Here is a 7,606-nt window from a genome sequence, read left to right as displayed (position 1 = left end):
AAATAATAAATATGGTAGGCATTTTATCAAATTTTAGACAAACAATACCAACGGACATGATATTATTTCAATATTTATTCCTTATTTCCTACAGCAGTTTTCAGGTTAATGAACCACATTTAAAAAATGATAACCTAGTAGGGACGTTGTATGCAACCTTTCTACTGTGGTCTACTAATATATGAAAACTGCTGTAAATAGGGTTTACTGAAAAAGTCTTTTGTAAGGAGTAGGGGAGTGAGGGAGTAGGGGAGCAGTAGGGACGTTCGCATTTTTGTTATGCAACGTCCCTACGGGATTAATTTTTTTGCCCAACTCTTGCCCAAAATGCGCTCATTTTTGAGCGTCAAGAGCTGAAAACCTAATACTTTTTTCGATACCAATAAAGCTAAAGCCTTTATATATCAAATAAATAAAACCTTCTTCCTTCTTAACTTCTTCCTTCTTCCTTCCTAATAATAAAAATGAGAGTAAAAACGAAACCTTTTTTACAAAGGGAGGCTACTGAATGTGGTGCCGCATCTTTGGGTATTATTCTTAAATATTATGGACGTGAAGTTCCTTTAATGGAGTTGCGCAGTAAATGTGGCGTGAGTCGAGATGGTACTAATGCTGGTCAAATTGTGAGAACGGCAAGGGAATATGGTTTGACAGCTAAGGGTGGAAAAAGCACTGTTGAATTCTTGGAAAATACTGATTTACCTGTGATTATTTTTTGGAAATTTAATCATTTTTTGGTAGTAGAAGGTTTTGATAAAAAGTTTGCTTATCTCAACGATCCGGCATTGGGTAGACGGAAGGTTAGTAAGGAAGAATTTGCGAAATCTTACAGTGGTATTGTTTTGCAGATGGAACCGGGAGAAGAGTTTGTTAAAGGAGGAAAAAAAAGAAATTTTATTGCTTATTTGGCTGTTCGTTTACAAAACTCGAAAAATGCTCTGGTTTTTACTTTTGTTGCTGGTTTTTTCCTTAGTTTAATTCGCTTAATTATTCCGGCTTTTAGTTTGGTTTTTGTTGACCAAGTTTTGGTGGAGGGTTTTCAAGATTGGCTCCGCCCTTTACTGTTAGGAATGGCAGTTACAACGATTCTGCAATTTACTATTGCGAGGATGCAATATATCTTTTTGCGGAAGTTAATTATTAAACTTTCGATTACTATGAATAGTCAGTTTATGTGGCATTTGCTGCGGTTGCCAATGAAATTTTATGCTCAAAGATTTGCTGGAGATATTAGTTCTCGTGCTGCTTTGAATGACCAAACTGTGCAATTATTGAGTCAAGTTGCAAATACTTTAATTGATACAATAATGTTGGTATTTTATGCCGTTTTAATGAGTTTTTATAATGGAATTTTAGCTGGAATTACTATAGTTTTTGGTTTGATTAATGTGGCAGCATTATATTGGCTCCGACAATTTCGGATTGAAGCGACTCTGAATTTGAGTGAAAAAAAAGGAAAGTTATCTGGTTATCTTTTGGGTAGTTTAGGAGCAATTGAAAGTCTGAAGGCGGGGGGTTTAGAATCTTATATTTTTGCGCGGATTTTGGGAATATATTCTCAGGTGATGAATGAGGAGCAAAAGTTAAATATTCAAACTAAGGTTTTAACTGTTTTACCAACATTTTTAAGCACTCTTACTTCTACGATAATTTTAGTATTGGGAGGGTTAAAAGTAATGGCAGGGGAAATGAGTATTGGGATGTTAGTGGCATTTCAAACTGTAGCTTCTGGTTTTTTAAACCCTCTGGCAGAATTAATCAATTTTGGCAGTAGTTTACAAGAGTTAGAAGCAAGTTTGGAACGTCTTGATGATGTTTTAGATCATCCTATTGATGAAGATATTGAAATTACTGAAGCTGTAGAAAATTCTATTATTGAAGAAGGAAATGAGCAGGAAAAACCTGTAGGGGCGAATGGCGAATCTGTAGGGGCGAACGGCCGTTCGCCCCTACCTTATACGGACGTACCTTCTAGGGAGGTTGCATGCAACGTCCCTACTTCTCTCTTAAAAGGTAAAGTAGAATTGAGAAATATTACTTTTGGTTATAATCCTTTAAAACCTCCATTAATTGAAAATTTTAATTTGTTAATTAAACCTGGTTCAAGAGTTGCTTTGGTAGGAAAAAGTGGTTCTGGAAAATCAACTATTGCTAATTTAGTTTGTGGTTTATATCAACCTAAATTAGGAGAAGTTTTATTTGATGATATTTCCCGTCAAGAAATTCCTCGTTCGGTTTTAACAAAGTCTGTGTCAATGGTGGCGCAAGATATATTTTTATTTGAAGGAACGATTCGAGAAAATTTAACTTTATGGAATCCAACTATTAGTAATTCTGCTTTAGTTCAAGCTTGTAAGGATGCAAATATTCACGAATTTATTATGACTTTAACTGGTGGTTATGATGCTAATTTGCTGGAAGGTGGGGTGAATTTATCGGGGGGTCAAAGACAACGTTTGGAAATTTCGAGGGCGTTGGTAAATAATCCTAGAATTTTAATTTTGGATGAAGCAACGAGTAGTTTAGATGCGGAAACTGAAAGAATTATCGATCGTAATTTACGTCGTCGAGGTTGTGCTTGTATTGTTGTCGCACACCGTTTAAGTACGATTCGAGATTGTGATGAAATTCTGGTTTTAAAAGAAGGAAAAGTATTAGAAAGGGGTACTCATAAACAACTTTGGAATGAGGGTATTTATTATCGGGAATTATTGGAGGTGGAGGAAGGAAGAAGGAAGGAAGAAGGAGTCAGGAGTCAGGAGTCAGGAGTCAGAATAAAGAAAGAAGGATTCAGGATTCAGGAGACAGGAGTCAGAATAAAGAAAGAAGGATTCAGGAGTCAGAATAAAGAAAGAAGGAGTCAGGATTCAGAATTCATAATTCTGAATCAAGAAGAGAATTGGGTGTCGGGAATAGATGGAGAAATACGACAGGAAAATATTACTGAAAATTCTGTTTTTTCTGCTCGTTTATTGGCAGATTTAGAAAATAAAGGAGAACATTATTTCCTAGAAGGTAATCAACCTCTAATTTTTGAATATCCCCAAATTATCTGGTTAGTAAAATCTGGAGAAGTAGAAATATTTTATTCTCTGGAATCAGCGGGAGAATTAATCGGAAATCGTCATTATTTATTTACAGTTAAACCGGGAGAATTAATTTTTAATTGCGATGCTCAGACTCAAGGCAAATTATTGGGAATTGCTTTGGAAAAAGCCGAACTAATTCAGATTAATCTTACTAATACAGATTTAACTGAAGATTTGAAGAGTTTGTCTATTCCTTTAGTAGAAAAATGGTTAAACCACCTTTTTATAATTCAAAATTCAAAAGCGCGTAGCGTTGCGAGCGAAGAGAAGCAATCTCAAATTCAAAAGTATGAATTTATTACAAGTCAAAATTCAAAAGCGCGTAGCGTTACAAGCGAAGAGAAGCAATCTCAAAGTCAAAATTCTGAATTTATAGATGAATCTGTTGACTCAATACCGAATGATTTTTCCTTGCCATCTTTTGCCGAATCTGAACATCCTAATTTTTCCCAAATTGTTTCAATTAACAATAACTTTTGCAATTATCTCCATGAAGTTATTGTGGCAGAAGAACAAACAGAAATCTTCAATTCTCAACAACTCAAAACCTATAATCAACGCAGTCAAACAGAAACTATGCAAAATTTTGTTTCTGTCTTATACGACCGAGAAACAACTAACTCCATAACCTCCAATTTTAATGACTTATTATTAATAGCAGTAGGAGCAATAGGTCGTGCCAACCAAATAGAAATTAAACCACCATCTACACAGACAAAAAACTTCCAAAAGATCCCCCCAGAAAAAAAATCTCCTGCCGATTATCAACAAGATTTACAAGAGATTGTTAAAGCTTCCCGATGTCGAATACGGCAAGTAAAACTCAGAGATAAATGGTGGCAAAAAAATTCTGGTGCTTTGTTAGGTTGGATTGAATCAGAAAATATACCCGTTGCTTTATTACCCCACAAAAATAACTACCTTCTCTACAACCCAAAAACTCAAACTTCTCTTCCCATAAATCAAAAAGTTGCTGCTACTTTATCATCAACAGCATTTACTTTTTATCGCCCCTTCCCTTTCCAGGTAAAAAATGTTTGGGAGATATTTTTATTCGCCATAAAAAGTTATGAATGGGATGGAATTAAAGTAATGATTTTAGGCACAATAATCAGTCTGATGGGAATGATTACTCCTCAAGCAAGTGCCATTCTTGTTAATAATGCTATTCCTGATAGTGACAAATTATTGTTATGGCAAATAGCAATAGGTTTACTTGCCGTTACTGTAGGAAAATCCTTATTTAATTTGCTCCAAGGAATCATGTCTATCAAAGTTTATCAGGGAATGCAAATTAATTTACAGTCAGGAATTTATGACCGCCTCTTTCGGCTAAATCCGAATTTTTTCCGAGAATTTAGTTTGGGAGATTTATTAACTCGGATTGCTGCAATTAGTCAGATTAGTAGTTTAATCAATAGTGCCGTTATTACCACAATTTTTACTGGTGTATTTTCCTTGTTAAATTTAGGTTTAATGTTTTTCTATAGCCGAAAATTAGCCTTAATTGTTCTAATTATTGGTTTAATTTCTTTCCTCATCACCCTAATTTCCGGCATAATTTTAATTCGTTTTGAACGAGAACAAGAAAAGCTGAGTGGGAAAATTCAAGGTTTAACTGTACAACTAATAAACGGCATTCAAAAATTACGAGTTGCTGCTGCTGAAGTTAGAGCTTTTGCAGTTTGGGGTAAAAAATATCAACCTCAAATTCAACTTAATAATCGGATTTTTCAGATTAACGATATTATTTCGGTAATCAATGAAGTTGTCTCTCTCGTGACTTCTATGTTGATTTATTGGTTTACGATTCAGATTATTATTTCCGCTCAACAAACAGGAAATCCAGGTTTAAATATTGGTACATTTATTGCTTTTAATTCGGCGATGGGTGTGTTTCTTGGTGGCGTGACTTCTTTGAGTAATACTATTACTGATGTTATCGGTATTGTACCTTTGTGGGAAAGAGCAAAAAGTATTTTAGATGCTCCTATTGAATATAATCCTAATTTGGCTCACCCTGGAGAATTACAAGGTGGTATTTCTGTCGAAAATGTCACTTTTAGTTATCATCACAAGTCTAAGTTAACAACAGAAACTGCCGATAAAAATCTCTCAGAAATTAATGTGACGACGGTACTCCATAATATTAGTTTAGAAGTTAAACCAGGAGAATTTGTTGCCATTGTTGGTCCTTCTGGCAGTGGTAAGTCTACCTTATTCCGTTTATTGCTGGGTTTCGAGCAACCGCAAACCGGAAGCATTTTTTATGATGGTAAAAATTTAGCTGAATTAGACTTGGAAGCAGTCAGACAACAATTAGGAGTGGTGCTGCAAAATGGGAAAGTGATGACAGGCAGTATTTATGAAAATATCAGTAGTGGCGAGTTGGTAAGTCCGCAGACAGCATGGGAAGCAGCTCAGGAAGTAGGTTTTGCAGATGATATTGAAGAAATGCCAATGGGAATGCACACAGTAGTAAGTGAGGGAGGTAGTAACCTTTCGGGAGGACAGCGACAACGTTTGTTAATTGCGCGGGCGTTGATATTGGAGCCGAAAATTATTTTGTTTGATGAGGCGACAAGTGCTTTAGATAATAAAACTCAGGCGATCGTCACTGAGAGTTTGGAGCAATTGAATGTGACTCGCGTTGTTATTGCTCATCGGTTGAGTACAATTCGGAATGCGGATGTTATTTATGTGATGTCTCAGGGAAGGGTTGTGCAGAAGGGGAGTTTTGATGAGTTGATGGAACAGGAAGGGTTGTTTAGGAAGTTGGTTAATCGTCAGTTGGCTTAATTAATTTAATAATAATTTAATTATTTAATCACATTAAAAAGTGTTAAAATTTCAGACACCAAAAGTAATTAGAAAACAGAAAACAGAAAAAAAGAGAAAACAGAAAACAAAATGAAATGAAAATGCCAAATAACAACGAAATGTATGCCGACAAGAACTGTACCACTACTCACAGAGCAACCAACCCTAATTCCAGCTGCTCCCACCACAAGAATTCCTCCACCACACCCTCGGAGAGAGAGACCTTCTCTCCTCTCTCTGATAAAGAATTGGAGGCATGCACCGGCGGTCTTATGAGTGTGGGAAGCATCATGACACATGGTATGACCTTAGACGCTAAATACGAGTGGGAGGACCCAGACCTGGAGCTAATAAAGCTAAGGAAGCAATTGGAGAAGAGGGAAAAGGAAAAGAAGTGGCCAGAGCCAAAAAAGAGATAAATGTGGCAAAATGTCGCCGACGGCGGGTTGTCACAAACAAAAAATTACCACACTCGATGGTTTTATGCTAGCTATCAAAAGCAACCATCAGAGAATAGAAAGCATGAAGTGCCGAAATTATCACCATTTCATTTGATACCACAGCACAGGAGGAGACAGGAGTCAGGATACAGGAGTCAGGAGTCAGAATAGGAAACTACTGGATGGTACAAAGTAGCCCATAAAGTGTCGTTTTAGGAGTTGACCAATACGACAAATACTCTCACTAACTGATAACTGATAACTGTGAACTGATAACTGAAAAGACATGGGCAGACCAAAAAGAGAATTCAAAGCAGATTATTCGTACCACATTACAACTCGGTGTATTTTAGTCTTGACAAGGCAGTAGTGGCGCGTCAACCTTGAAAGAAAGAAAAACGTCTTGACAAAAAGAGCGATCGCTCGACTTCAGCAAATCTCTAGTTAACTCTAGAAAGAGCAAATATTCTGGAAAAGTATCTGGCAAATTTTTGAGTATCTATATCTATAATATAGAAGGAAAATTTTCATCTCTAACAAAAACTGGCAAAAAGTCGAAGGGAGGCAAGAGGCGAGCGCTCCACTTCAAAAAATATCTACTTACCTCTTGATTGAGCAAATATCTGGAAAAGTCTCTGGCAAATTTTCGACTATCTATATTATCTATATATAGAAGTAAAATTTTCATCTCTTAGGAAAAATGGCAAAAAGTTTGGGGTCTGGGTGAGGCGATCGCTCCACAAAGAGAAAATATCTACTTACCTCTTGATTGAGCAGATATTCTGGAAAAGTCTGTGAGAAATTTTCGACTACCTATATATAGAAGTGAAATTTTCATCTTTTAAGAAAACTGGCAAAAAGTTGAGTGGATGGTTGAGGCGATCGCTCCACTTCAAAAAATCCCTACTTTCCTCTAAAAAGAGCAGCTCCAGATGGAAAAGTCTGTGAGAAATTTTCGACTATCTATATATAGAAGGAAAATTTTCATCTTTTAAGAAAACTGGCAAAAAGTTGAGGGTCCGGTTGAGGCGATCGCTCTACTTCAAAAAATCTCTAGTGGGACTTACACAACTTAACTGGTAAAATTAGACTATAATGCTTGGTCTACAATAATTTTACGTCTCCCGCGATCGCTACTGAACTTACACAACATTTTACAGCTGATTTATCAAGTAAATTTTTAATTGCAAAAAGCGAGATTATATAAGACTTTGGGCGAAGTTTACACTTCTCATCTTAAGCCCAAATATAGCCCAA

The 7,606-nt window shown here is 36.2% G+C and carries 5 protein-coding genes; 3 read left to right on the top strand and 2 right to left on the bottom strand.

Features of this window, described 5'->3' with window-relative positions:
- Positions 1-464: 464 nt before the first annotated feature.
- The 3 genes from AFK68_RS19045 to AFK68_RS19035 all read left to right on the top strand — a co-directional run bounded on the left by AFK68_RS19045 (position 465) and on the right by AFK68_RS19035 (position 6,520).
- Entirely contained in the window at positions 465-5,888 is a 5,424-nt protein-coding gene (locus AFK68_RS19045; protein WP_094674169.1) for an NHLP family bacteriocin export ABC transporter peptidase/permease/ATPase subunit, read from the top strand.
- A 116-nt stretch (positions 5,889-6,004) separates the two neighbouring features.
- Complete coding sequence (locus tag AFK68_RS19040) at positions 6,005-6,328, top strand: hypothetical protein (protein ID WP_094674167.1); 324 nt, start codon at positions 6,005-6,007, stop codon at positions 6,326-6,328.
- Entirely contained in the window at positions 6,329-6,520 is a 192-nt protein-coding gene (locus AFK68_RS19035; protein WP_094674165.1) for a hypothetical protein, read from the top strand.
- A gap of 178 nt (positions 6,521-6,698) precedes the next feature.
- Here the strand turns inward: AFK68_RS19035 and AFK68_RS37055 are convergent, their stop codons facing one another.
- Both AFK68_RS37055 and AFK68_RS35265 read right to left on the bottom strand, forming a co-directional pair.
- On the bottom strand, positions 6,699-6,836 hold the full coding sequence (locus tag AFK68_RS37055) for a hypothetical protein (RefSeq protein WP_168186550.1): 138 nt from the start codon (positions 6,834-6,836) through the stop codon (positions 6,699-6,701).
- Positions 6,837-6,854: 18 nt separating this feature from the next.
- A complete protein-coding gene (locus AFK68_RS35265; protein WP_143438043.1) occupies positions 6,855-7,037 on the bottom strand; it encodes a hypothetical protein in 183 nt (60 codons plus the stop codon).
- Positions 7,038-7,606 lie beyond the last annotated feature (569 nt).

The sequence above is a fragment of the Hydrocoleum sp. CS-953 genome (genome assembly GCF_002260545.1).
Classification (GTDB): Bacteria; Cyanobacteriota; Cyanobacteriia; order Cyanobacteriales; family Microcoleaceae; genus Trichodesmium.
The sequence above is the reverse complement of the archived record's forward strand: the minus strand, read 5'-3'. Positions and strand labels throughout refer to the sequence as shown.